Origin of the sequence: Paraburkholderia yinzeri, assembly GCF_046581065.1 — a bacterium.
GTDB lineage: Bacteria > Pseudomonadota > Gammaproteobacteria > Burkholderiales > Burkholderiaceae > Paraburkholderia.
Genome location: NZ_JBFOCJ010000002.1, coordinates 1,827,828 through 1,852,177 on the forward strand (window position 1 = coordinate 1,827,828; position 24,350 = coordinate 1,852,177).

At 63.9% G+C, this 24,350-nt stretch carries 21 protein-coding genes and 1 pseudogene; 12 read left to right on the forward strand and 10 right to left on the reverse strand.

Translation table 11 applies throughout. The features are described from left to right. Positions 1–22: 22 nt before the first annotated feature. Positions 23–826 (reverse strand): response regulator transcription factor, encoded by an 804-nt coding sequence (locus tag WJ542_RS25360; protein WP_411192221.1) that lies wholly within the window; start codon positions 824–826, stop codon positions 23–25. Between the two features lie 251 nt (positions 827–1,077). On the opposite strand from WJ542_RS25360, the gene WJ542_RS25365 reads away from it, so the two are divergent. Together WJ542_RS25365 and WJ542_RS25370 are read left to right on the forward strand one after the other, a co-directional pair. Next, entirely contained in the window at positions 1,078–2,544 is a 1,467-nt protein-coding gene (locus WJ542_RS25365) for an ATP-binding protein (protein ID WP_411192222.1), read from the forward strand. Continuing rightward, a complete protein-coding gene (locus tag WJ542_RS25370; protein WP_411192223.1) occupies positions 2,537–3,256 on the forward strand; it encodes a response regulator in 720 nt (239 codons plus the stop codon). The genes WJ542_RS25365 and WJ542_RS25370 overlap by 8 nt, the downstream gene beginning before the upstream one ends. Before the next feature lie 210 nt (positions 3,257–3,466). On the opposite strand, the gene WJ542_RS25375 is transcribed toward WJ542_RS25370, so the two are convergent. Beyond that, positions 3,467–4,492, reverse strand: coding sequence for a LacI family DNA-binding transcriptional regulator (locus WJ542_RS25375; RefSeq protein ID WP_411192224.1), 1,026 nt, complete (start codon positions 4,490–4,492; stop codon positions 3,467–3,469). Between the two features lie 197 nt (positions 4,493–4,689). Here WJ542_RS25375 and WJ542_RS25380 point away from each other — a divergent pair, with 197 nt between their 5' ends. Continuing rightward, positions 4,690–5,778: a fatty acid desaturase gene (locus WJ542_RS25380; protein WP_411192225.1), complete on the forward strand. Its 1,089-nt coding sequence runs from the start codon at positions 4,690–4,692 to the stop codon at positions 5,776–5,778. On the opposite strand, the gene WJ542_RS25385 is transcribed toward WJ542_RS25380, so the two are convergent. After that, on the reverse strand, positions 5,769–6,539 hold the full coding sequence (locus WJ542_RS25385; protein WP_411192226.1) for an AraC family transcriptional regulator: 771 nt from the start codon (positions 6,537–6,539) through the stop codon (positions 5,769–5,771). The two genes, WJ542_RS25380 and WJ542_RS25385, sit on opposite strands and share 10 nt — an antisense overlap. A 121-nt stretch (positions 6,540–6,660) precedes the next feature. Here WJ542_RS25385 and WJ542_RS25390 point away from each other — a divergent pair, with 121 nt between their 5' ends. Next, on the forward strand, positions 6,661–7,167 hold the full coding sequence (locus tag WJ542_RS25390; RefSeq protein ID WP_411192227.1) for a DinB family protein: 507 nt from the start codon (positions 6,661–6,663) through the stop codon (positions 7,165–7,167). A gap of 44 nt (positions 7,168–7,211) precedes the next feature. Here WJ542_RS25390 and WJ542_RS25395 read toward each other — a convergent pair whose 3' ends face one another. After that, positions 7,212–8,261: a GlxA family transcriptional regulator gene (locus WJ542_RS25395; protein WP_411192228.1), complete on the reverse strand. Its 1,050-nt coding sequence runs from the start codon at positions 8,259–8,261 to the stop codon at positions 7,212–7,214. Between the two features lie 286 nt (positions 8,262–8,547). Here WJ542_RS25395 and WJ542_RS25400 point away from each other — a divergent pair, with 286 nt between their 5' ends. From WJ542_RS25400 to WJ542_RS25425, 6 genes are all read left to right on the forward strand, one after another. Beyond that, positions 8,548–9,936, forward strand: a complete 1,389-nt coding sequence (locus WJ542_RS25400; RefSeq protein WP_411192229.1) for an L-serine ammonia-lyase — start codon at positions 8,548–8,550, stop codon at positions 9,934–9,936. Between the two features lie 69 nt (positions 9,937–10,005). Further along, positions 10,006–11,250, forward strand: a complete 1,245-nt coding sequence (locus WJ542_RS25405; RefSeq protein ID WP_411192230.1) for a sarcosine oxidase subunit beta family protein — start codon at positions 10,006–10,008, stop codon at positions 11,248–11,250. Positions 11,251–11,314: 64 nt separating this feature from the next. Then, positions 11,315–11,638 (forward strand): sarcosine oxidase subunit delta, encoded by a 324-nt coding sequence (locus tag WJ542_RS25410; protein ID WP_411192231.1) that lies wholly within the window; start codon positions 11,315–11,317, stop codon positions 11,636–11,638. Further along, complete coding sequence (locus WJ542_RS25415) at positions 11,635–14,634, forward strand: sarcosine oxidase subunit alpha family protein (protein ID WP_411192232.1); 3,000 nt, start codon at positions 11,635–11,637, stop codon at positions 14,632–14,634. The genes WJ542_RS25410 and WJ542_RS25415 overlap by 4 nt, the downstream gene beginning before the upstream one ends. Further along, positions 14,624–15,274, forward strand: coding sequence for a sarcosine oxidase subunit gamma (locus tag WJ542_RS25420; protein ID WP_411192233.1), 651 nt, complete (start codon positions 14,624–14,626; stop codon positions 15,272–15,274). The genes WJ542_RS25415 and WJ542_RS25420 overlap by 11 nt, the downstream gene beginning before the upstream one ends. Next, complete coding sequence (locus WJ542_RS25425; protein WP_411192234.1) at positions 15,271–15,771, forward strand: dihydroneopterin aldolase; 501 nt, start codon at positions 15,271–15,273, stop codon at positions 15,769–15,771. The genes WJ542_RS25420 and WJ542_RS25425 overlap by 4 nt, the downstream gene beginning before the upstream one ends. Before the next feature lie 589 nt (positions 15,772–16,360). On the opposite strand, the gene WJ542_RS25430 is transcribed toward WJ542_RS25425, so the two are convergent. Together WJ542_RS25430 and WJ542_RS25435 are read right to left on the reverse strand one after the other, a co-directional pair. Beyond that, positions 16,361–16,843 (reverse strand): DUF2778 domain-containing protein, encoded by a 483-nt coding sequence (locus tag WJ542_RS25430; RefSeq protein WP_411192235.1) that lies wholly within the window; start codon positions 16,841–16,843, stop codon positions 16,361–16,363. A 9-nt stretch (positions 16,844–16,852) separates the two neighbouring features. After that, positions 16,853–17,335: an Hcp family type VI secretion system effector gene (locus tag WJ542_RS25435; RefSeq protein ID WP_411192236.1), complete on the reverse strand. Its 483-nt coding sequence runs from the start codon at positions 17,333–17,335 to the stop codon at positions 16,853–16,855. 189 nt (positions 17,336–17,524) lie between these two features. Here WJ542_RS25435 and WJ542_RS25440 point away from each other — a divergent pair. Next, positions 17,525–17,670: pseudogene (locus tag WJ542_RS25440) on the forward strand (IS3 family transposase); the annotation flags it as partial. On the opposite strand, the gene WJ542_RS25445 reads toward WJ542_RS25440, so the two are convergent. The 3 genes from WJ542_RS25445 to betC all read right to left on the reverse strand — a co-directional run bounded on the left by WJ542_RS25445 (position 17,650) and on the right by betC (position 21,518). Further along, the gene (locus WJ542_RS25445) at positions 17,650–18,852 is read right to left on the reverse strand and encodes a porin (protein ID WP_411192237.1); all 1,203 of its coding nucleotides are present in this window, start codon (positions 18,850–18,852) and stop codon (positions 17,650–17,652) included. The pseudogene WJ542_RS25440 and the gene WJ542_RS25445 sit on opposite strands and share 21 nt — an antisense overlap. A gap of 97 nt (positions 18,853–18,949) precedes the next feature. Further along, positions 18,950–19,918, reverse strand: coding sequence for a choline ABC transporter substrate-binding protein (locus WJ542_RS25450; protein ID WP_411192238.1), 969 nt, complete (start codon positions 19,916–19,918; stop codon positions 18,950–18,952). Positions 19,919–19,976: 58 nt separating this feature from the next. Then, positions 19,977–21,518 carry a choline-sulfatase gene (gene betC, locus WJ542_RS25455; protein ID WP_411192239.1) on the reverse strand — a complete coding sequence of 514 codons (1,542 nt, stop codon included), beginning with the start codon at positions 21,516–21,518 and terminating at the stop codon, positions 19,977–19,979. 149 nt (positions 21,519–21,667) lie between these two features. Here betC and WJ542_RS25460 point away from each other — a divergent pair, with 149 nt between their 5' ends. Continuing rightward, complete coding sequence (locus WJ542_RS25460) at positions 21,668–22,570, forward strand: choline sulfate utilization transcriptional regulator (RefSeq protein ID WP_411192240.1); 903 nt, start codon at positions 21,668–21,670, stop codon at positions 22,568–22,570. Here WJ542_RS25460 and betA read toward each other — a convergent pair. Then, positions 22,567–24,309, reverse strand: coding sequence for a choline dehydrogenase (gene betA, locus WJ542_RS25465; RefSeq protein WP_411192542.1), 1,743 nt, complete (start codon positions 24,307–24,309; stop codon positions 22,567–22,569). The genes WJ542_RS25460 and betA overlap by 4 nt on opposite strands. Positions 24,310–24,350 lie beyond the last annotated feature (41 nt).

Here is a 24,350-nt window from a genome sequence, read left to right on the forward strand (position 1 = left end):
GCACCGCTGCCGTGGACGCGGATTATGAGGGGACGACGCGACTATGCGCGGAGGACCCGGCCCGGTACGCCGTTCCCGTGTCTGTTTCGCAGGGCGTGTCGAACTCGTCTGCAGAACTAAAATCTGGAAATGCATCGTCAGAGCAAAAAATATAGCCGTCGCCGTAGCGCGTTTGAATATACTGGCGCCCGCTCGGCGAGGTGCCCAACAGTTTGCGTAGGCGGCAGACGATCACGTTGAGGCTGCGTTCGTTGAGCTTCGACCTCCTGTCGAGCTGGCTCAGAATGCAGGGACGCGACATCACGCGCATACGGTTGCTGGCCAGCACCGTCAGCACGGAAAACTCCAGCGGGGAAGCCGCAATCTCCTTGCCGTGTTTGAGCAGACGCGCACCCGCGGGGGCGAGTTCGAAGTTGTCGAAAACGATCGGCTTGTAATCGCGCGGGATCCTCGGCAAAGCCGGGCTGCAACGCAGCGCGTGACGCAGGCGTGCGAGCAGCTCGCGCGCATCGAAGGGATCGACGACATAATCGTTCGCACCGATCTCGAAGGCCAGCACTTTGTCGACTACGTCGTCGGACCGGCTGATGACGATGACCGGAAGCAGGCAGCCTGTTTCGCGCAGGCGCCGGAGTACCGAAAGTCCGTCGTTTGCCGGCAGGTCGTGGCGCAGGACGATGGCCGACGGGTACTCGAGCGCAAGGCGCCGCTCCAGCGCCTCGGCGCCGTACAGGACCGACATGTCGATCTGATTGCGCTGCAGATGCGCACGCAAGGTGTCCCGGCATGCCGGATCGGGCTCGACGACTAGCACCTGAATGTCCACGGGTTCTGTTCCTTTCGACGACTGACGCTGCGCGGCACCACGAAGGCGAGATGGCCGGCGCAGGCAAACCGATCATACGGAGCAACTGTGCAAGAAAGATGGGGAAATCTGGAGAAAATGTGGATTGAGGCGTACGCCGAAAGCTTTCGGCAGGCTTTGGGCGAAAATAGCGGCAGCCGGCTACCGGCACACTGCGGGCGCGGCGATCCGACCGTTTCACGCCCGAGTCCCTGGGACACGGCCAGCACTCCATGAAAATCACCACGACATCGAAACTCTTTTTCGCGATCCTCGGAGCCTGCGTGCTCGTGGCGGTTGCGTCAGGCATCGCGGTACGCCTGAGCTTCGACTATGCCTTTGTCGATTTTCTGCAGGAGCAAAGCGAGCCGGACATCCGGGCGATCGAGCAGGAGCTCGAAGCGTCTTACGCTCAGCACGGCAACTGGGATTTTCTGCGCCAGGAGGCGCAAGATCGCGGCCGTCCGCCGATGGCCATGGGCGCGCCGCCGGACCTGCCGTCCGAGGTAGCGGGCGGCCCGCGCGGGCCGGAAGGCTTACCCCCGCCAGGCAACGACGGCGGGCCGTCGCCTCGCGACTTTGCCGGGCGGGCGCAACCGCCCCGTCCGCCCTTTACGGTCTACGACACGCACAGGAAGCCCGTCACGAGCGAAGGTCCTCCCGCGCCGCCGGACTCCGCGCGCCGCGCGCTCGTGGTGGCCGGGCACACGGTGGGCTGGCTCGCGGTGGCGGGCCCGGCGGCGCTGGTCGACAGCGCGGGCCAGCGCTTCAAGCAGCGCGAGGCGCAGGCAACGTGGATCATCGTCGGCTTTACGATTCTGCTTTCCGCCGCGATCTCGATCCTGCTTGCGCGTATTCTGCTGGCGCCCGTGAAGCGCATCGTCGGCGCCACGCACCGGCTGGCAGGCGGCGATTACGCTACGCGCGTCAGCGAAACCGGCGGCGACGAATTGCAGACGCTCGCGAGCAATTTCAACCAGCTCGCGCAGTCGCTCGAAAAGAACGAGCGGATGCGGCGAGACTTCATTGCCGACATTTCGCACGAGTTGCGCACGCCGCTCTCGGTGTTGCGCGGCGAGCTCGAAGCCATCGAGGACGGCGTGCGCCGCCCGGATGCCGCGACCCTCGCCTCGCTGCAAGCCGAAGTGGGGATGCTCAACCAGTTGATCGACGACCTCTACGAACTCGCGCTGGCGGATATCGGCCAGCTCTCGTTCGAGATGGTTTCGCTCGATGTCGTGCCGGTCGTCGAAGCGGCCTGCGACGCCTTCCGCGAGCGCCTCGCGGCAAGAAGCATCGCGCTCGAATTCGAGGCCGAGGGCGGGAGCGGCGAGACCGCCATTTCCGGCGATCCTTACCGGCTCACCCAACTCTGCAAGAACCTGCTGGAAAACGCGCTGCGCTACACGAACGCGGGTGGTCTCGCGCGCGTGGCGATCAGGACTGCGGAGGATACGGTGATCGTCGACGTGCAAGACTCGTATCCGCCCGTTCCCGATCCGCTGTTGCCGCATCTGTTCGAACGCTTCTTCCGCGTCGATTCCTCGCGCAGCCGCCAGAGTGGCGGCGCGGGCCTTGGGCTTGCACTGTGCAAGCACATCGTTCAACGCCACAACGGCACCATCGAGGCCTCCCGCTCGCCGCTTGGCGGTCTGAGGATACTCGTTCGACTCCCACGTCTGAATTCCGCTCATGACTGACGCCGCCGCCCCCTCCACCGTCCTGATCGTCGAGGACGAGCCGAAGCTCTCGGCCCTGCTGGCCGACTATCTGGCCGCCGAGAACTTTACGCCGGCGATCCTCGAAGACGGCCGCGACGTCGTGCCTTACGTGCGCGAGCAGCAGCCCGCCATGGTGCTGCTCGACCTGATGCTTCCCGGGCGCACCGGACTCGACGTATGCCGTGAACTGCGGACGTTTTCGGAAATTCCCGTGATGATCATCACGGCGCGCGTGGACGAGATCGATCGCCTGCTCGGTCTCGAACTGGGCGCGGACGACTACGTGTGCAAGCCGTTCAGCCCGCGTGAAGTGGTTGCTCGCGTGAAGGCCATACTGCGCCGCGCCGAGGTTCGCTCGCGCGCCGGGCACGAGGGCGAAGACGCCGTGCCGTCGCCCTTCGTGATCGACAGGCAACACCATGTCGCGAAGCTCGATGGCAAGGAGCTCAACCTCACGCCGGTCGAATTCCGGCTCCTCGCGTTGCTGCATGCCGGCGCGGGGCGCATCTACGCGCGCGACTATTTGCTGCGGACGCTCTACGACGATCATCGCGTCGTGGCGGACCGTACCATCGACTCGCACGTGAAGAATCTGCGCAAGAAAATCGAGGCGATCCGTCCAGGTCAGGAATTGGTTCGGTCGATCTACGGTGTGGGGTATCGTCTGGAGAATGTTCCCGTAAGCGACTGAGCGGGGCGGGTTCATTGCGCGGTAGCGCTTTCCGCTGATCCACTAACAATCCGAAATTTTCCGGAAACCTGTTGCCCGGTTCGATGCGTTATGCTGATTTCCGCCGCACACGCCAGCTTTCTCCCCTAGCCTGGCTGCGCGGTGTATCAACCAGAGCCCTTTGTAACGCCCCCGGCCCCTCCGGGGGTTTTTTTCGTCAGCCGCGGCAGGCTACACATTGGCTTCGGTATAAGTGACGAACGGCAGGAGCGACTGGATCGACCGGTACATGCCGTTGTCGCGCGACGCCTCGATCATCGCGTTCACCAGCCGGCTCGCCATTCCGTCGAGGGGATGCGAGATCACCAGATCGACTTGCCCTTCGATCAGCGCCTGCCGGGTGATCTGGGTGAGATCCATGCATACCGTGACCAGTCTTCGCGGCACGTCATCGTCCTGCAACGCCTGAATCACGCCCTCGATGCCGCCGCCCGCCACGAAGATGCCCACCAGGTCCGGCTGGCGCCTGAGCAGGTCGAGCGTCGCCTCGTGAGCCAGATGAATGTCTTCCAGGCTGACCAGGGTTTCCATCACCTCGAAGTCCGGGGCGTACTCGCGCATATAGCCGCGGAAACTGATTTCCGCCTGCTCCTGGCACAGATAGCGGTGGCTGCCCAGCATGACGACTACCTTGCCCGGCGTTTTACTGAGCCGCGAGACGGCCCAGGCCGCGGTGCGCCCAACCTTGCGATGATCGATGCCGACGTGCCCGGCGCAGCCTTGCGCGCTCAGATCGGAAAGCAGGGCGAACACCGGCGTGCCCTCGTGGGCGAGCTGGTCGATGGCCTGGCTGATCTGCGGATGATCGGCCGCCACTATGGCAACGGCGTCCACTTTGCCGGACAGCGCCTGCAGCTTCGCCGCGACATGCCGTGGCGTCAGTTCGTCCAGATGCTCGATCACGGCTTTGACGGGAGCGGCGCTGTACGTGCCGGCGGCCGTATGCAGCGCATCGCCCAGGTCGCGATAGAACTGGACGCTGCGCTTTTGAAGGAGGAAGCCGAGCTTGTAGCCATCCGTACGCTCGTCGATGCGATGCCGGATCAGACCGGCCCGGCGAAAGCCGAGTCGTTCGGCCGCTTCGAGCACCTGTTGTGCGGTCTCGGGCCGGACCTTGGCGCGCTTGTTGATGACCCGGTCCACCGTGGCCACGCCTACGCCCGCTTCGCGGGCCACATCCATCATGGTCGGATACATGGCTACCTGCCTTCCTTCCTGATAAAAAACTATCAAATATGCCCGGCATGTGATGATGGATCGTGAGGCGAAATCCCTGAACCTCGTTGGCGAGGCGCAGTGCCTCACTATACTCGAAATCAGCGACAGGCCATCGCAATCAACAGGGTCTCGAAGATCGTTCGAGAGCGTTCGTGACGGGCATGGGATGATGCGAAATGATAGATTCCGCGAGGGTGCGAGATTACCGGCTGGATGGGCCGCGAGGCCGGGAGGCGGCGGCGAAGGGGCTGGTGTCGGCGCAATGGTTCGCCTGCACGGTGGACCGCAAGACGATGAAGGCACTGATGCGGCGCAGCGACTGGCAAGGCCTCCAGTATCTGGGGAGCTGGCTGCTTCTGCTGATGGGCAGCGGCGTGCTGGCCTGGCACTGCTGGGGGACGATCTGGGCCGTGCCGGCGTTCGCGCTATACGGTCTGTTCTACGCGGCCGGCGAGCATGGCGCGCATGAGCTTTCGCACGGCACACCGTTCAGGACTACCTGGCTTAACAAGGTCTTTTTTCAACTGACTTCGTTTCTCGCGCTGCACGAGACGGTCTACTGGCGCTGGAGCCACGTGCGCCATCACACCAACACGCTGATTGCCGGCAACGACCGTGAAATTGCCTTTCCGCGCCCGGTCAGTCTGCTCGGCCTGCTCGCCGACTTCTTTTTCCTGAAGTCCGGCACGATCGAGGTGCTGCGCACCATCCGTCATGCCTTCGGCAGCGTGAGCAACGCGACGCGAACATTCGTGCCAGCATCGGAAATCGGGCGGATGGTCTTCTCCAGCCGGATCTATACGGCGATCTTCGCCGCAACCGCGGCGTGGTGCGTCGCCATTCACAGCATCCTGCCAGCCCTGTTCATCGTTCTGCCGCGCTTTTACGGTTCGCCGCTCACGCAGGTCTTCAACATCACCCAGCATGCGGGCCTCGCCGAAGATGTGCTGGACCATCGTCTGAACACGCGCACCGTGCTGTTCAACCCGCTGTTCGGCTTCCTCTACATGAAGATGAACTATCACATCGAGCACCACATGTTTCCGATGGTGCCGTTCTACAACCTGCCGAAACTGCACGCGCTGATTCAGGCCCAATGTCCGCCGGCGCCGCGCGGATTATTCGCCGCCTACCGCGAAATCATCCCGGCCCTGTGGCGCCAGCGTAAAGATCCGGACTACTGCATCCGGCGCCCGTTGCCGCAACAGGCCGAAGTGCGTCTGACGCCGGGCGAGACAGCGCCGGTCAAGACCACCTACGCCTGATAGCGGTGAGGGGCGATGCCGACGACGCGCTTGAACATGTTGGAAAACGCCGTCGGGCTGCTGTAGCCGAGTTCGTAGGCTACGCGGGTGATCGACTCGCCCTGCGCAAACCGGGCAATGGCGGCGAGCAGACATGCCTGCTGCCGCCAGGCGACGAAGCTGATTCCCAACTCCTCGCGGAACAGCCGGGTAAAACTGCGGCGGCTGAGTCCTGTGCGGCGTGCCGCTTCGTCGAGACTGAGCGACACGGACGGCGCGGCCAGCAGGTCCCGGCAAAGCGCCGCCAGGCGCGGCTCGTCTGGCAAGGGGGCATTGAGCGGCAACGGCTGCATGGTGGCGATCTCATCGAGGAGCAACGCCATGATCCGTTCCGCGCGTGTCATCGGTTTGTATAGCGCGGGCTGATGCACGGCTTCCGAGATCAGATTCCTGAGCAAGGCGGACGTACCCAGGACACAGCATTGCCGGGGCAGCCGGCTGGCCTGTTTCGCACGTTCGTCGACAAAGGCGTTGAGCATGCGCACCTGGCCGCTCATTCGCATCTCGTGGGGAAACTCGGCGGGAAGCCACACGGCGCACCGGGGCGGAACCATCCAGTTTCCCGCACTCGTCAATACCGTCATCGCTCCTTCGGCCGCGTAGGCAAACTGACCGCGCGCATGCGTGTGGTCGGGATGGACGAAACCCGAAGGATAAAGACGCTCCGTGGCGATGACGTCCCGCGGGACTTCCACGTAGCTGACCGGAATGGCGGTTGGCATGGCCCGAACTATTGTCAGATTGACCTGATTATAAGAGCCCGATGAGGCACCGGCATTTACCATGCGGGCAACGGGTACGACCGGCTTTCCTGTTGTTCAATCATGGCGTGGAGAAACACCAATGGCACTGCGTAACGAACCCATGTTGGCCCGATATAGCCAATGGGCGAACGAGACGATTTACGACGTGGTGGCGGGGCTGCCCGAGGAGGCGGTCACGGCGCCCCTGGAGACGACCTTCGGCAGCGTGCTGCGCACGTTGGGGCATGGCTACGCCGTGGGTGCGATTTTCCAGGCTCATCTGGAACAGCGTTCCCATGGATTCACCGTGCGCAATGTTCCGGATTCGACGACGTTCGGCGCACTGCGCGCGATGCAACGGGACCTCGATACGCGGTTGGTGACGTGGATCGACACGGTGAACGCGCTCGAACTGGACGAGCCTGTCCGCTTTCGATTCCTTGATGGCGGCGAAGGCACGATGACGCGGCGCGAAATCCTCTTCCACGTCGTCAATCACTACACATTTCACCGCGGGTTCGTCGTGGATACGTTGCGCCGCATGTCGGCGGCGGTGCCGGCAACCGACCTGACCGTCTATCTGTGCGAGCGCGCTTGCCAGTCATGACGCGTCTACGTCGGCTTCCTGGCAGGGATGCCCCGAGCGAGGCGTCAGTGAATCGCGTCGAGCGACGGGGTTTCGGCTGGCCGTGCCGTTTCGTTGTTCCGGTACACGATCGGTGGCACACCGAACTGTTTGCGGAACTCGCGTCCCAGGTGAGAGGCGTCCGAAAACCCGCAGCTCGATGCGATGTCGGCGACGGTTCGATCCGAACTCGTGAGCAGCCACGCGGCCGTGCGCAGGCGGATCTGGTTGGCGAACGCGCGCGGGCTTTTCCCCGTCTCCGCCTTGAACAGACGCTCCAGTTGCCGCGGCGAAAGGTTCAGCTTGCAGGCCAGCTCCTCTAGCGGCACCGTCCGCCCGACCTGCTGCTCCATCAGGAGAATGGCGCGCTTCACCTTGGGGTGCGTGGCCGGCTCCAGCCCCGGCGGCTGAGGCTGGGGGGCGTTGCCTTGCTGCAGCTCGCCCACGAGCAGGATACGCAGCGCCTTTTGCACCGTGGCGTGGTCGAAGTGGCGCAGCAAAATGGCGGCGGCCACGTCGATGGCGGCGCGCCCGCCCGAGCAGGTGATGCGCCGCCGGTCGATCACGAACAGGCGGTCGGCCACGAGGGCGTCGGCATTGACGGCCGGAAAGCGCTCGACGAAATCCCAGTAGTGGAACCAGCTCACGCAGATGCGGTGCCCGTCCAGCACGCCCGCGCGCATGAGCGCGAACACGCCCGTGCAGATGCCGACGAGCGTGGTGCCCGCCTGCGCCGCGCGGCGCACGTACTTCAAGGTTTCCTCGCTGGCCTGCGGGCCCGAATGCAGCAGGCCGCCCACCACGACGAGATAGTCGACCGGCGGCGCGTCCTCGAACGTCTCCCATGGCGTGACCTGGATACCGCAACTCGCGCGCACGGGCGCGAGCGATTCGCCGATTACGCGCCACGAGCAGCGCACGGGCTTGCTGTAGTCGCCTTCGTCGGCGGAGAGCCGCAGCATGTCGACGAAGCCCGAGAAGGCCGTCAACGTGAAATTGGGCAGCAGCACGATGCCGAAGCGGATGTGCTCCTTGGGCAAGGCGTCGACGGACGTGACCGGCAGCGGATCGGGCATGGCGAAAAGCGAAGCGAAAAAGGCCCACGCGGGCCACGGCGTACGCCCCGCGGGCTGCGGGGCCGGTCACTCAAGCGTCGCTGATCGGCGCTCGCGACACTTGTGTTTTTGCGCCATCTATCTTCGCATAAACGAACAATCGGGGCTGCCGCGCCTGCGGTGGCGGCCTTGTCCCACGGCCATGCCGCTTTTGTTCTATCGGCGGAATTTTCGCTTTGGTGAAGTGACGTCATGCCGGATCGCCACGATCCGCCCACTTCCGGCGTCATTTTTCAGCAGGCATTTCATGAACGTCAGCGTCTTCGACCTGTTCAAGATCGGCATCGGTCCTTCCAGTTCCCATACGGTAGGCCCGATGATCGCCGCGTGCCGGTTCGCCTCTCACGTGGAGGATGCGAACCTGCTCGGCTTCGTGCGCCACCTGAAGATCGAGCTGTACGGCTCGCTCGGCGCGACCGGCAAGGGCCACGGTACCGACAAGGCCGTGCTGATGGGGCTGGAGGGCCATCTGCCCGACCTGATCGACCCCGACCTGGTCGAGCCGCGTCTCGAAGCCATCCGCAAGGACAAGCGCCTCGTGCTGCTCGGCAAGCATGCCGTGCCGTTCGACATGCGCGAGCATCTCGCGTTCTACCGCCGGCTCATGAGCGGCACGCATGGCGTTGCGCATCCGAACGGCATGCGCTTCCAGGCGTTCGACGAGAACGGTCAACTGCTCGTGGAGAAGGAGTATTACTCCGTCGGCGGTGGCTTCGTGGTCAATCGCGACGGCGACCGCATCAACGGGCTGCGTCCCGCCGGCGAGGTGCCTTACCCGTTTCGCACCGGCGACGACCTCATGCGCGTGTGCCGCGAGAGCGGGCTTTCGATCGCCGAAGTCGCGCTGCGCAACGAATGCGTCTCGCGCAGCGAGCAGGACGTGCGCGACGGCCTCCTCGCGATCTGGCGCACCATGGCCGCCTGCGTCGAGCGCGGCTGCCGCCTGCACGGCGAGCTGCCGGGCCCGATGCGCGTGAAGCGGCGCGCGGCCGACCTCGCGGTGCAATTGCGCGCGCGTTCCGAGGAGTCGCTGCGCGACCCGCTTTCGATGCTCGACTGGGTGAACCTCTACGCCATGGCCGTCAACGAGGAAAACGCCGCGGGCGGGCGCGTCGTCACCGCGCCGACCAATGGCGCGGCAGGCGTGATTCCGGCTGTTCTGCACTACTACGTGAAGTTCGTGCCGGGGTCGAACGAGGACGGCATCGTCGACTTTCTGCTGACGGCCGCCGCGATCGGGATCATCTACAAGGAAACGGCGTCGATCTCGGGCGCCGAGGTGGGCTGCCAGGGCGAGGTGGGCGTGGCGTGCTCGATGGCCGCCGCCGCGCTCGCGGCCGTGATGGGTGGTACGCCCACGCAGGTAGAGAACGCAGCCGAGATCGGCATGGAGCACAACCTCGGCATGACCTGCGATCCCGTAGGCGGCCTCGTGCAGATTCCCTGCATCGAGCGCAACGCCATGGGCGCGATCAAGGCGCTCAACGCTTCGCGCATGGCGCTCAAGGGCGACGGGAAGCACTACGTGTCGCTCGACAGCGTGATCAAGACCATGCGCGAAACCGGCGCCGACATGAAAACGAAATACAAAGAGACGTCGCGCGGCGGGCTTGCCGTGAACGTCATCGAATGCTAGGGCCTGAGAGGTCGCAGTGAGAGACCGCATTGAGAGAGCACACATGAGCAACGAACGAGGGAGCAGCCGATGAGCCGCTATTCGATTTTCAGTCTGTTTCGCAACGGATTGTCGTATCACGAGAACTGGGAGCGGCAGTGGCGCAGCCCGGAGCCGAAGAAGGAGTACGACGTGGTGATCGTCGGCGGCGGCGGGCATGGTCTCGCCACCGCGTACTACCTTGCGAAAGAGCATGGCGTGAAGAACATCGCGGTGCTGGAGAAGGGCTGGATAGGCGGCGGCAATACGGCGCGCAACACGACCATCGTGCGCTCGAACTACCTGTGGGACGAATCGGCTGCGCTCTACGAGAAGGCGATGAAGCTGTGGGAAGGGCTTGCCCAGGACCTCAACTACAACGTGATGTTCAGCCAGCGTGGCGTGATGAATCTTGCCCATACGCTGCAGGACGTGCGCGATACGCAGCGGCGTGTCAATGCGAACCGCCTGAACGGCGTGGACGCGGAGTTCCTCACGCCCGAGCAGATCCAGGCCATCGAGCCGACCATCAACCTGAACAGCCGCTACCCCGTACTCGGCGCCTCGATCCAGCGCCGCGGCGGCGTGGCCCGCCACGACGCGGTGGCGTGGGGCTTCGCGCGCGGCGCCGACCAGCGCGGCGTGGACATTATCCAGAACTGCCAGGTAACCGGCATCCGCCGCAACGGCGGCGCCGTGACGGGCGTCGATACCGTGAAGGGCTTCATCAAGGCGAAGAAGGTGGCCGTGGTCGCGGCCGGCAACACCACGACGCTCGCGGACATGGCCGGCGTGCGGTTGCCGCTCGAAAGCCACCCGTTGCAGGCGCTCGTTTCCGAGCCCATCAAGCCCGTCGTGAACACGGTGGTGATGTCGAACGCGGTGCACGCGTACATCAGCCAGTCCGACAAGGGCGACCTCGTGATCGGCGCGGGCATCGACCAGTACACGGGCTTCGGCCAGCGCGGCAGCTTCAACATCATCGAGGGCACCTTGCAGGCGATCGTCGAAATGTTCCCGGTGTTTTCGCGCGTGCGCATGAACCGGCAGTGGGGCGGCATCGTCGATGTCTCGCCCGACGCGTGCCCGATCATCAGCAAGACCGGCGTGAAGGGTTTGTACTTCAACTGCGGCTGGGGCACGGGCGGCTTCAAGGCGACGCCGGGCTCGGGCTGGGTCTTCGCGCACACCGTCGCGAAGGACGAGCCGCACCCGCTCAATGCGCCGTTCTCGCTGGACCGCTTCTACACGGGCCATCTGATCGACGAGCACGGCGCGGCTGCCGTGGCGCATTAAGTGTGCACCGAGCGTGCACCAGGCGCGCAATGAACGTGCAGTGAAGGGATAACGGAGAAAAACCATGTTGCTGATCGAATGTCCGTGGTGCGGACCGCGTGCCGAATCGGAATTCACCTGCGGCGGCGAGGCGGATATCGCGCGCCCGCTCGAAACCGACAAGCTCACCGACGAGGAGTGGGGCGATTACCTGTTCATGCGCCATAACCCGCGCGGCGAGCATCGCGAGCAATGGCTGCACGCGCAGGGCTGCCGACGCTGGTTCAAGGTCACGCGCGACACCGTGACCTACGCGATTCACGGATACGAAACGTTTGGCCCGGATACCACCGGTGCCTCCGCCGCCGGCGGGGCGCAGGAACACACGCAAGGGAGCAGGACGCGATGAGCCAGAAGAACCGACTCGGTGCGGGCGGACGCATCAACCGTGCGATTCCGCTGAGCTTCACGTTCAACGGCCGCACGTATCAGGGCTACCAGGGCGACACGCTCGCTTCGGCGCTGCTCGCCAACGACGTGCATTTCGTCGCGCGCAGCTTCAAGTATCACCGGCCGCGCGGCATCGTGACGGCGGACGTTGCCGAGCCGAATGCCGTCGTGCAGCTCGAACGCGGCGCGTATGCGGTGCCGAACGCTCGCGCGACGGAAGTGGAGCTGTATCAGGGCCTCGTGGCGACGAGCGTGAATGCCGAGCCGAGCCTCGAAAACGATCGCATGGCGGTCAACCAGAAGTTTTCGCGCTTCCTGCCTGCGGGCTTCTACTACAAGACCTTCATGTGGCCGCGCAAATGGTGGCCGAAGTACGAGGAAAAGATCCGCGACGCGGCGGGTCTTGGCAAGGCGCCCGAAGTGCGCGACGCCGACCGCTACGACAAGTGCTACGCGCATTGCGACGTGCTCGTGATCGGCGGCGGACCGACGGGGCTCGCCGCGGCGCACACCGCGGGCCTCGCCGGCGCACGCGTGATCCTCGTGGACGACCAGCGCGAGCCCGGCGGCAGCCTGCTTGGGTGCAAGGCCGAGATCGAAGGGCGTCCCGCGATCCATTGGGTCGAAAAGATCGAGGCGGAACTCGCGAAGATGCCGGACGTGAAGATCCTCACGCGCAGCACGGCGTTCGGTTACCAGGACCACAATCTCGTTACGGTCACGCAGCGGCTGACCGATCATCTGCCCGTCTCCACGCGCCAGGGCACGCGCGAGCTGCTCTGGAAAATCCGCGCGAAGCGCGTGATTCTCGCGACGGGCGCGCACGAGCGTCCCATCGTGTTCGGCAACAACGACCTGCCGGGCGTCATGATGGCCTCGGCGGTGTCGACCTATATCCATCGCTACGGCGTGATTCCGGGTCGCAATGCAGTGGTGTTCACGAACAACGATGCGGGCTATCGCTGCGCGCTGGACCTCAAGTCCTGCGGCGCGAACGTGACGGTCGTGGACGCGCGCCCGCAAGGCGAAGGCGCGTTGCAGTCCGCTGCGCGCCGCCAGGGTGTGAAGGTCATGTACAACGCGGCCATCATGGCCGCGCATGGCAAGCTGCGCGTCAGTTCGGTCGACGTGGTCGCCTGTACGAACGGGCAGACGGGCGCGAAGCTCGCCACGCTCGGCTGCGATCTCGTGGCGATGTCGGGCGGCTTCAGCCCTGTGCTGCATCTGTTCGCGCAGTCGGGCGGCAAGGCGCACTGGAACGACGAGAAAGCCTGCTTCATGCCGGGCAAGCGCGTGCAGCCCGAAGTGAGCGTGGGCGCGGCGGTGGGCGAGTTCGGCCTCGCGCGCGGGCTCAAGCTTGCGGTGGACGCGGGCCTCGACGCCGCGCAATCGCTCGGCTTCGCGCTGGCCCGCCCGACGGTGCCCAAGGTGGCGGAGCCGGACGAGACGCCTTTGCAGCCGCTGTGGCTCGTCGGCAGCCGCGAGGCTGCGCCGCGCGGCCCGAAGCAGTTCGTCGACTTCCAGAACGACGTGGCGGCGTCCGATATCCTGCTGGCGGCACGCGAAGGCTTCGAGTCCGTCGAGCACGTGAAGCGCTATACGGCCATGGGCTTCGGCACCGATCAGGGCAAGCTCGGCAATATCAACGGCATGGCCATTCTGGCTGCCGCGCTCGGCAAGACGATTCCCGAAACCGGCACGACCACGTTCCGCCCGAACTACACGCCCGTTTCGTTCGGTACGTTCGCGGGCCGCGAACTGGGCGATTTCCTCGACCCGATCCGCAAGACCTGCATTCACGAGTGGCACGAGGAGCAGGGCGCGGAGTTCGAAGACGTGGGCAACTGGAAGCGCCCCTGGTACTACCCGCGCGCGGGCGAGGACCTGCATGCGGCCGTCGCGCGCGAGTGCCTCGCAGTCCGTAACAGCGTTGGCATTCTCGATGCGTCCACGCTCGGCAAAATCGACATCCAGGGTCCCGATGCGGCGAAGCTGCTGAACTGGGTGTACACGAACCCCTGGAGCAAGCTCGAAGTGGGCAAGTGCCGTTATGGGCTCATGCTCGACGAGAACGGCATGGTGTTCGACGACGGCGTCACGGTGCGCCTGGCCGACCAGCACTATCTGATGACCACCACCACGGGCGGCGCCGCACGCGTGCTCACGTGGCTCGAACGCTGGCTGCAGACCGAGTGGCCGGACATGAAGGTGCGGCTTGCCTCCGTCACCGATCATTGGGCGACGTTCGCCGTGGTGGGGCCGAAGAGCCGCAAGGTCCTGCAGAAAGTGTGCAGCGACGTCGACTTCGCCAATGAGGCGTTTCCGTTCATGACCTACCGCACGGGCACGGTGGCGGGCGTGGCCGCGCGCGTGATGCGCATCAGCTTCTCGGGCGAACTCGCCTACGAAGTGAACGTGCCGGCCAACCTGGGCCGCGCGGTGTGGGAGGCGCTGATGGCGGCGGGCGACGAGTTCGGCATCACGCCGTACGGCACCGAAACCATGCACGTGCTGCGCGCGGAGAAGGGCTACATCATCGTTGGTCAGGATACCGATGGATCGATGACGCCGATCGACCTTGGCATGGACGGGCTGGTCGCGAAGTCGAAGGATTTCCTCGGCCGGCGCTCGCTGTTCCGCTCCGATACGGCGAAGCCGGGACGCAAGCAGCTCGTGGGCCTCCTGACCGAAGACGCGAAGCTCGTGCTGCCCGAAGGCAGCCAGATTACCGCGGGGCCCGTAACGGGCGACACGGCGCCGATGCTTGGGCACGTGACGTCGAGCTACTACAGCCCGATCCTGAAGCGCTCGATTGCGATGGCGGTGGTCAAGGGCGGTCTTGGCAAGATGGGCGAGCAGGTCACGATTCCGCTCGCGAACGGCAGGCAGGCCACCGCGAAGATCGCGAGCCCGGTCTTCTACGATACCGAAGGAGTGCGTCAACATGTGGAATGAAGCGAGAAGCAACGAGACGGCGGTGCTCGCGGACATCGTGCAGCGCTCGGCCGGAAAGGTGTGGCAGGAGTCGCCGCTCGTCGGCGTGGCCGATCTGCTCGAGGCTCATCAAGCCGGCAAATCGAGGGCGATTCGTCTGAGCGAGCGACCCTTTTGCGATCTGGTGAACCTGCGCGGCGACGCGGCCGATCGCGCGTTTGTCGAGGCTGTCGAGCGCGTGACCGGTTGCAGCTTGCCGGTGCGCCCCAATACGACCGCACGCGGCGAGGCTTGCGACCTGCTCTGGCTCGGTCCCGACGAGTGGCTCGTGCGCTCTCGCGAGCCGCAGCCGGCAAGGTTCGAAGCGGCGCTGGCCGCCGCGCTCGCTGGCCAGTTCGCCTCGGCTGTCGACGTGGGCAGCGGGTTTACCGTGCTCGAACTGAGCGGAACACAGGTGCGCGACGTGCTGGCGCGCGGGTGTCCGCTCGACCTCCATCCGAGCTTGCTCGCGCCCGGCCAGTGCGCACAGAGCCATTATTTCAAGGCCTCGATCGTTCTCGTGCCCATCAGCGGGGAGGCTTACGAGGTGATCGTGCGGCGCAGCTTCGCCGACTACTTCGTGCGGATCCTGCTGGACGCGGCCGCGCCGCTCGTCGCATGAAGCCCTTCGACGACCTGCGCGCCATCCTCGCTTCGCCCGGGACCAGCGGACCGGGGCGGGGCTGGCGCGTGTTTGTCGACGAACTCGCGATCGAGACGCGCGTGGGCATTCACGCGCACGAACACCTTGCGCCGCAGCCGCTCGTGATGGACGCGAGCCTCGTGTACCGGTGCGACCCTTCTGAAGCGAGCATCGATACGCTGATCGACTACGAGCAGTACTGCAATCGCATCTGTGCGTTTCTCACGACGAAACCTCATACGCGGCTGCTCGAAACGCTGGCCATGGAGATCGCGGAACTGTCGTTCTCCGGATGGCCGGCGCTCGATGCGCTCACGCTCACGCTATACAAGCCGAAGATACGCGAGGGCACGCGGCGTTTGGGAATCGAGCTCGACTGGACGCGCGCCGACTACGAGGCGCGCCGCGCGGGGCAAGCGGTACGCGACGCGTCGTGCGGCGAGGTTCGCGTTCATGGCTCGGGCATATACCGTTGAACTGACCGAGCGCGCTTACGCGGAGGGTGACGCGCAGGCCGCGCTTGCGCTACTCGAACAGAGCATGGCGCGCGGGCAGCGGCGCATTGCTTTGCTGCGCTATTTGCAGGCGCAGTATCTCGATGCGCCGCTCGATGGGCACCATCATGACTATGTGCGGCGCGTGGCTGCGGGGATGAGTGCGGGGGCGCTGGAGGCGCTGCTTGTGGAGGCGCGGAAGCGGGCGTGTCGCATAACACGCTCTTCGCCCCGCCCGCTAATCTGAAACGCAAGAGACACCGGGCCAGCTATGTACCTCCCGACTGCCGCTTTCGGGCATAGCGGGCGATGACGAACCATGCAACACCCAGTACGAGCGCAACCGTCATGCACGATGTGATAGTCAGGCAAAGAAGACAAAGCATTTCAATATCGTCTTCGTTATACAAAGCACTAATGCCACTTGCCCGAACTGCGGCACGCATCGAGCTCCAGAGCCAATCCGGCATCCATAGCGATGACCGGGAGATAAACGCCCCCAGGAACCAGCCGCCCAGGCATGACATCATGACAAATCCAAGGACGCGCGCGCCGCGCAGTATCATCGTTTTCATCGCACTTCAACCGTGCCGTAAGCGCGCAACGTGCTACCGGGAACCGGCAAGTCGGGCTTATGGGCGCGGATGTACCGCCGTAGTTGGTCAAAGGCAAATGGGTTGACAACGGTAATGCAACCTTCACTAAGGTGTGCCGGCCCTTCAGGATGGATACGAAAGTTCCCGCGCCTGATACCGTCAATCATGGTTGAGTCTCCCGTGACAGGGTTCCATAGTGCGAACCACTTCGTTCGATCCGTTGTTCCATAACCGTACTCCGACCAGAGGTCACGCGCCCAACCCAGTATTCCGCCCGACTGCCGATCAACGATGTAATAGGTTCCCGCTGGAAGCGGACCAAGGCCTTCAGTTGCAGTCGCTTGTGGATCGTCGCGTCCCCAACTCGTGCCGGAATAGGCTGAGACTGAACCAAAGCCAGAACAATACAACGAGGAGGTTACCCTGTCGTTTAGCGCGAATGTGCATCGTACAGGCATAGCGTCTCCTTAGATGTAGTTCCAAATGTCTTTGAAAATCATGTTGCCGTCCGAATATGCCCAGGTGATTTCTTCATAGCGGAATTCAACGATTTCAAAGTGATTCCTGTTCTGGTTAGAAAGCTCTTTGATATTCTGAACTCGCGGCGATATGCCAACCACTTTCACGTTCTTCATGAATATCGTGAAATAAGCCTCTTCCCGTCCCGCTTCAGTCGCTCGATAGAATCTGATTTCTCCAGACTGCAACGTCAGGCCACATGCGACGGCTTGATAGAGAAGCGTCGACGAACAATCAATTTCCTTTTCGATGGCCAGAGGGCGATGCGTTCGTGTTCCCACAAGTCGCCCCGTATTGCCGTCTGCAGGGGAATGCAGCCCGTGGCTCAAGCTAAGAACCTCAATGCTTCCTTCACGACCTAGAACGTCGCTCGAACCTTGAATATTTGCGCCACCTTCGTCTTTCAGCCACAGGTGCAGAGGAACTGCCATTGTGAAATCTCCAGGGAAAAGGAATGCGACAGGAACATCGGCATGTAATTAGCCGATGTTTTCCTTGATAAGCGATCGAAGCGAGAAGGCGATATCGGACTACTCCGAAATACATGCGCAGCTTCATTGTTGCCAGGCTGCCTTGATATCGGACAAGAATCACCTTGAGCTTCCCCTGAGGATTCGCCGGACAGAGGCAGTCAATACGCTAACGAATTCCCGCGCAAACTGGACTCGTACGGCATGCGATGCTCGATGAGCCAAAAGAGCAGTTGCCGGGATAGGTGCCGACGGAAGGCATCTTCAACAGTTTGCTAAAAGCGATGCCGCATGCCCACCACGCTGAGAAACTGCGACCGGCCCGTACCGTAAAACCCTTCGTCCCCCACCGAAGCCGTAGCGGGAACCAGAGCGTCGGCGTCGCTCAATGTGTCGCCGCTGGCATGTTGATAAACCGCCGAGACGTAAATGTCCGTTCGCTTCGAAAGGAAGTAATCGGACCCGAGCGAAACCTGGTTATAGTTCGCCCCCGCTCCGCTGCCGGTTGCCCGCGTGAAGCTATAGCCGGCGGCCAGCCCCAGTAGCGGGCCCGGCATGTAGTGCAGGAACGCCGATCCGCTATTGAAATTGAGCGTGGCGTTGGTGTCGAACTGATGGAAGCGGGAGTTGCTGTAAGCCGCGCCGACCGCCAATGGTCCGAAGGAATACTGACCACCCAGGCGGCCGATCTCGTTGGATCGGATATTGGCAAACTGAACGATCGGGTTGTCATAGTTGAGTCCGTCCGCACTGGTCGATGCCGTGACGGCCGGAATACCGCCGATGAGTGCCGTCTGGTTGTCGACGCGATTGACCATATAGCCGCCGGCAAGCGAGAGCGCACCGTTGGTATAGGAAACGGCGGCGGAATAAACGCTACCTGCCGAAGCGGATCCGGCGACGCCGTTCAACGAAGCCATGGCTTCCAGCGTGAAGCCTGCGAGGGTCGGGCTGACGTACTTGATCGAATCGTTGATATGGAGCAGCGCGTCGTAGTTATCGACATTGCCCACCGTGGCAAACAGCGCGCCGAAGTCGATATCCGCGGTCAAGGGTTCGACCAGGTCGGTGATGGGATCGTACTGCCGGCCGAACGTCAGCGTCCCGTATTTGTCGGATGCGAGACCGACCCACGATTGCAGGCTGAAAAGCGTGTTCTTTTCGGCAAGTGCGCCGGAGGTCGGGACAATGATACTTTGCAGGTCGAAGATTGCCGACAGTCCACCGCCCAGATCCTCCTTGCCTTTCACACCGAATCCGCTCGACTGGATATTGCTGTTGACGAAGCCGATCCGGTGAGCTGCGCTGGTTCCCCCCGCGTTCGTGACGTAGCCTATTGAGGTGTCAAGCACACCGTATAACGTGACGCTGCTCTGTGCATGACTCGTGGCCGGAATCCACGCGGACGCGCTGAATATCAGGGCTGGGATGGCGCGGTACCTACTGGGACGCGGCGGCCTGTGACGAAGTTCGATCATTTCTTCCTCTTGCGTTGACGGTTTTTTAATTCGGATAACTACATATAATGAATAGAATGAGCGGGGATATCCCCGCGCACCCGTTCAATGTGCGGCGCTAGTGCGCCCCGACTGCCGCATTCACGGCTTCCAGACCATTCGCGCCGCCCACGGTCGTCACGCCTTCGAGCCAGGTCTTGAGTAAATCCTCATGCGCTTTCAAGGCATTCCTGGCGGCCGTGTCCATATCGACCTTGTCTTGCAGGACGCTCGCGATGAGCTGATTCTCGAGGTCGACGTTGAAGGTAATCTGGCGGAATAGCCTGCCGAGATTGGCGCACTGGTCGGCAAAGCCCACGCGCGTCACGGTATTGACGGTGGCACCGCCGTAGTTGGGACCGAAATAGGTGTCCCCGCCCGAGAGATAGGTGAGGTGAAATTTCGTGTTCATGAGGTGAGGCTCCCACGCGAGAAACACGATCCATTTCTTCTGCTTCACTGCGCGGTCGACCTGCGTGAGCATGCCTGTCTCGCTCGATTCGACCAGGTGCCAGTCGCCGAGGCCAAACGCTTTGTCGCCTATCATCTTCGTGATGTTCTGGTTCGCGGGCGCACCGGGTTCGATGCCATAGATCTTTTCGTCGAACTTGTCTGCGTTTTTGGCCAGGTCGGCAAACGAATGCACACCGGCCGCGGCGACGTAGTCGGGTACGGCAAGCGTGAACTTCGCATTCGTCAGGTTGGCATGCAGCACGACGATCGAATGACTGTCCACGAATGGCTTGATGAGTGGCGCCTGCGCCGGCATCCAGTTCCCGAGGAACACATCCAGTTGGCCTTTCCTGAGTCCTTCATAGGTGATCGGCACGGACAGGTTCATGACGTTTTGCTGATAGCCGAGCGCCTTGAGTACGACGCCGGTAACCGCATTGGTTGCGTCGATGTCGGTCCAGCCGGGAGCCGCCATGCGGACCTGCCTGCACGCTTGCGGCTCTTGAGCTTGCGCGGCCAGCGTCGGGGCAAGCGTTGCCCCAAGCAGCGCCGTGAGTGCGATGTATCTGAGCCAGGTGGGCCCGATTGGCTTCATGCTTTCCTCCTTCTTTCGTTTGCCTGGTGGGTGGCGGTATCGGTATCGGATGGCGGATTTACTCGTGCGTCACGCGTGGAAAGCGCGCCATGGCTTCGAGCGTGTCGAGTTCGATGTGATTGCGCATATAGCGCTGGCTCGCGTCGGAGAACGGTTGCCAGTCCCACGACTGGATGCGCCCTTGCGTGGTCGCCGCATAGTGGAAGCGCCGGCGCCGCTGGCTCGCCAGCACTGCGGCATGCAGGCCGGCCAGGTCCCAGCGCACGCCAATCTCGTCGCGAAACGCGCGCACCGTTTGCGCGTGCGCCGGGTCCTCCGCCAGATTGCTGCGTTCCTGCGGGTCCGCAACGAGATCGAATAGCTGATCCGGATCGGCTGGCGTGTGGATGAACTTGAAGCGCCCGCGGCGGATCATCACGATCGGTGCAATCGCGCCTTCGGCGAGATATTCGCCGAACACCTCATCGTGGCCGCCGTTGTCGAGCAAGTGCGGCACGAGACTTCTGCCGTCCACCGGATCGGGCCACGCAGGTTCGCGCTCGCCGGTCGCCAGCTCGACGAGAGTCGGCAGCAGATCGATCGTCGAAACCGAGCCCGCTACGCGATGCGCGTCGAAGTGCTTCGGAGCGTGCACGATCAGCGGTACGCGGCTCGCGTTTTCGAAGAACGTCATCTTGTACCAGAGACCTCGTTCGCCGAGCATGTCGCCGTGATCGGAGGTGACGATCACGATCGTGTCGTTCGCGAGACCGCTTGCGTTCAGCGCGTCGAGAATCGCACCGAACTGGGTGTCGACATACGAGAGCGCGCCGTAGTAAGCGCGCCGGGCGTTCCGGACCTGCTGCGCCGTCGGCGGCGTGCGGTCGGTCTCGCAAACGTGGCGCAGGCGCTTCGAATGCGGATCGCTCTCGTCATGGCTCAGCGTGGTGCGCGGCAGGTCGATGTCCTCGTCGCGGTACAGATTCCAGTACTCCTCTGGAATAGCATACGGGTCGTGGGGATGCGTCAGCGAGGCGACCACGCAGAAAGGCCGGACATCGTTGCCCGCCTGACGTTCGCGCGCAATGTCGAACAGCTTCTGGCGGGTCGTGAACGTCACTTCGTCGTCGAAATCCAGTTGGTTGGTGCGCACGCACGTACCGGCTTCGAGCACCGAGCTCATGTTGTGATACCAGCTTGGCCGAACGTCGGGCCGATCCCAATCCGGCACCCAGCCGAAGTCCGCCGGATAGATGTCGGTCGTGAGGCGTTCTTCGAAGCCGTGCAGTTGGTCCGGCCCGCAGAAGTGCATCTTTCCGGAGAGGACGGTGCGATAGCCGGCGGCGCGCAGATAGTGGGCGAAGGTCAGCGTTTGTGCCGGAAATTCGGCGGCGTTATCGTAGGCGCCGATCTTCGACGGCAATTGACCCGCCATCAGCGAAAAGCGGGACGGCGCGCAAAGCGGGCTCGGGCAATAGGCGGAGTCGAAAACCACGCCTTCGCGGGCGAGCGCGTCGATGCGGGGCGTCCTCGAGACCGCGTTGCCGTAAGCGCGCAGCGACGACGGTGTCATCTGGTCCGCCATGAGGACGAGGAGATTAGGTTTGCTCGGATGATTCATGGATAGGGGCGGGATTCACGTTGACCGGCGGCTCGACAGGCGAGGCGTGTACGACGCCAATATGTCGGGTCATAATGCGCTCGTGAAGACCACGGCAGCTTATATCCGTATAAGGGAGCGTTATGTCCGGAGAGGAGCGTTTGCCTCCGATGCAGGCTTTGGCCGTGTTCGAGTCCGCGGCACGGCACGCAAGTTTTTCCGCCGCGGCCCGCGAGCTCGGGTCGACGCAACCCGCGGTCAGCCAGCGCATCGTGCAGTTGGAGGCTGACCTTGGGGTTCCGCTGTTTGAGCGCGGGCATCGCGGTGTCGTGCTGACGCCTCACGGGGAGCGGCTGTATGAGGCGGTGCGCGAGGGCCTTGCGACGATCCGCGAAGCCACTGTCGAAATCCGTGCGCGGCGGGCCGGCGGCGCACTGACGATTCTCACCGACGCGGGCTTCGCGACCTATTGGCTCATGCCGCGTCTTGCCGATCTGCGGCGCCTCATGCCCGATGTCGATGTCAGGATCGTCACGTCGCAACAGGGCTTCGACCCGCGTCGCGATCGTGCCGATGTCGCGATTGCGTTCGGCGATGGTGACTGGGCTCCCTGTACGTCTTCGCGTCTGTTCCAGGAGCAGGTGACGCCGGTGTGCTCACCGGGTTTTGCCGAGCGTCATTGGCCGGCGAGCGGGGCGGCCGGTCTGGTGACGTTGCCGCTGCTGCACGTGCAGCCCACCGAGCCGGCGCGCTGGATGTCATGGCGCGACTGGTTCGTCGCGCACGATCTGCCGGCGCCCGCCGATGGGCACGGGATCACGTTCAACAGCTATTCGCTGGTGATCGAGGCGGCAGTGATGGGCCAGGGCGTGGCGCTGGGCTGGACGCCGCTCGTGGACGGGCTGATCGCAACCGGCCAGTTGGTACAACTGATCGATACGCCTGTCAGGACGGCGCGCGGTTATTTCCTTGTGCGACCGCTGGCCCGGCCCGAGGCGCCCGCCGTGCCGCCGTTTCGCCGTTGGTTGTTCGATGCGTGCAATGCGGCCACGCGGGTCCACGGAGGCCTCTAGCGGGTTGGAACGGTTTCGGCGATCGCGCCTCGCCCGGCATCGGCGTTAGACATGTCTCGCGCCACGCCGCCGCGCGCCGGCGCGCCGTTCGCGACGTAATACGCGGCATGGGAGCGCGCGAGCGCCGGCCGGTTGCGAATGCGGTCGGCGATCTTCTCGGCGATCATGATGGTCGGTGCATTGAGATTGCCCGTCGTGATCTGCGGCATGATGGACGCGTCGACAATCCGCAGTCCCTCGACGCCATGCACGCGCCCTTCGGCGTCGACTACGGCCATGTCGTCGTATCCCATTGCGCAGGAGCATGAAGGATGGTAGGCCGTCTCGGCCCGGCCGCGCACGAATGCGTCGAGTTCGGCATCGGTCTTGTACTGCGCGCCGGGGTTCAGCTCTTCGCCGCGGAAGCGGTCCAGCGCGGGCTGGCGCATGATTTCGCGCGTGACGCGGATCGCGTCGCGGAACTCGCGCCAGTCGAGCGCTTCGGCCATATAGTTGAAGAGGATCGACGGATGCTGGCGCGGATCGCGCGAGCGCACCTTCACGCGGCCGCGGCTAGGCGAGCGCATGGACCCGACGTGCGCCTGGAAGCCGTGCATGCGGATCGCGTTGGTGCCGTTGTAGTTGATGGCGACCGGCAGGAAGTGGTACTGAATATTGGGCCACAGGTCGTCGTCGCGCGTGCGGATGAAGCCGCCGGCTTCGAAATGATTACTCGCACCGATGCCTGTGCCCCTGAGCAGCCATTCGAGGCCGATGGCCGGCTGGTTGTGCAGCAGCAGCGCGGGATACAGCGAGACGGGTTCCTTGCACGCGTACTGCATGTACATCTCCAGGTGATCCTGAAGATTTTGCCCGACACCGGGCAGATCGAGCACGACCGGGATGCCGAGTTCGCGCAGCCAGGCGCCGGGCCCGACGCCGGAGCGCTGGAGGATTTGCGGCGAGGCGATCGCGCCGCCGCACAGCAGCACTTCGCGGCGGGCGTGGGCCGTGACCGTGGTGTTCGAGTCGCCGTGCAGATACGCCACGCCGTTCGCGCGCTTGCCGCTAAAGAGGATGCGATCGGTCAGCGCGTGCGTGATGATGGTGAGGCCGGGGCGGCTGCGTGCCTGGTCGAGGTAGCCGCGCGCGGTGCTGGCGCGTCGTCCCTTTGCGGTGACGGTGCGGTCCATCGGGCCGAAGCCTTCCTGGCGATAGCCGTTCAGGTCGTCCGTGCGCGCGTAGCCCGCCTGCACGCCGGCCTCGACCATGGCCTCGAAAAGCGGATTGACACCGGGCTTGCTGGTGGTGACGTGCACGGGACCGTCGCCGCCGTGATAGTCGTTCGGCCCCACGTCGCGCGTTTCGGCCTTGCGGAAGTAGGGCAGGCAATCGCGATAGGCCCAGTTTTCGAGGCCGGAACGCCGCGCCCAGTGATCGTAATCGAGCGCATTGCCGCGGATATAGCACATGCCGTTGATGAGCGACGAGCCGCCCAGCCCCTTGCCGCGCCCGCATTCCATGCGGCGGTTGTTCATGTGCGGTTCGGGCTCGGTTTCATAGGCCCAGTTGTAGCGCCGGCCTTGCAGCGGGTACGCGAGCGCGGCGGGCATTTGCGTGCGAAAGTCGAAGCGATAGTCGGGACCGCCCGCTTCGAGCAGCAGCACCGAGACATCGGGGTCTTCGGTCAGCCGCGTCGCCAGCACGTTGCCGGCCGAACCCGCGCCGATGATGATGTAGTCGTACTCTTTGGCGACCATGCCGCGCTCCTTCAGGACATCGGCGGCGCCCGGGCCCGTGC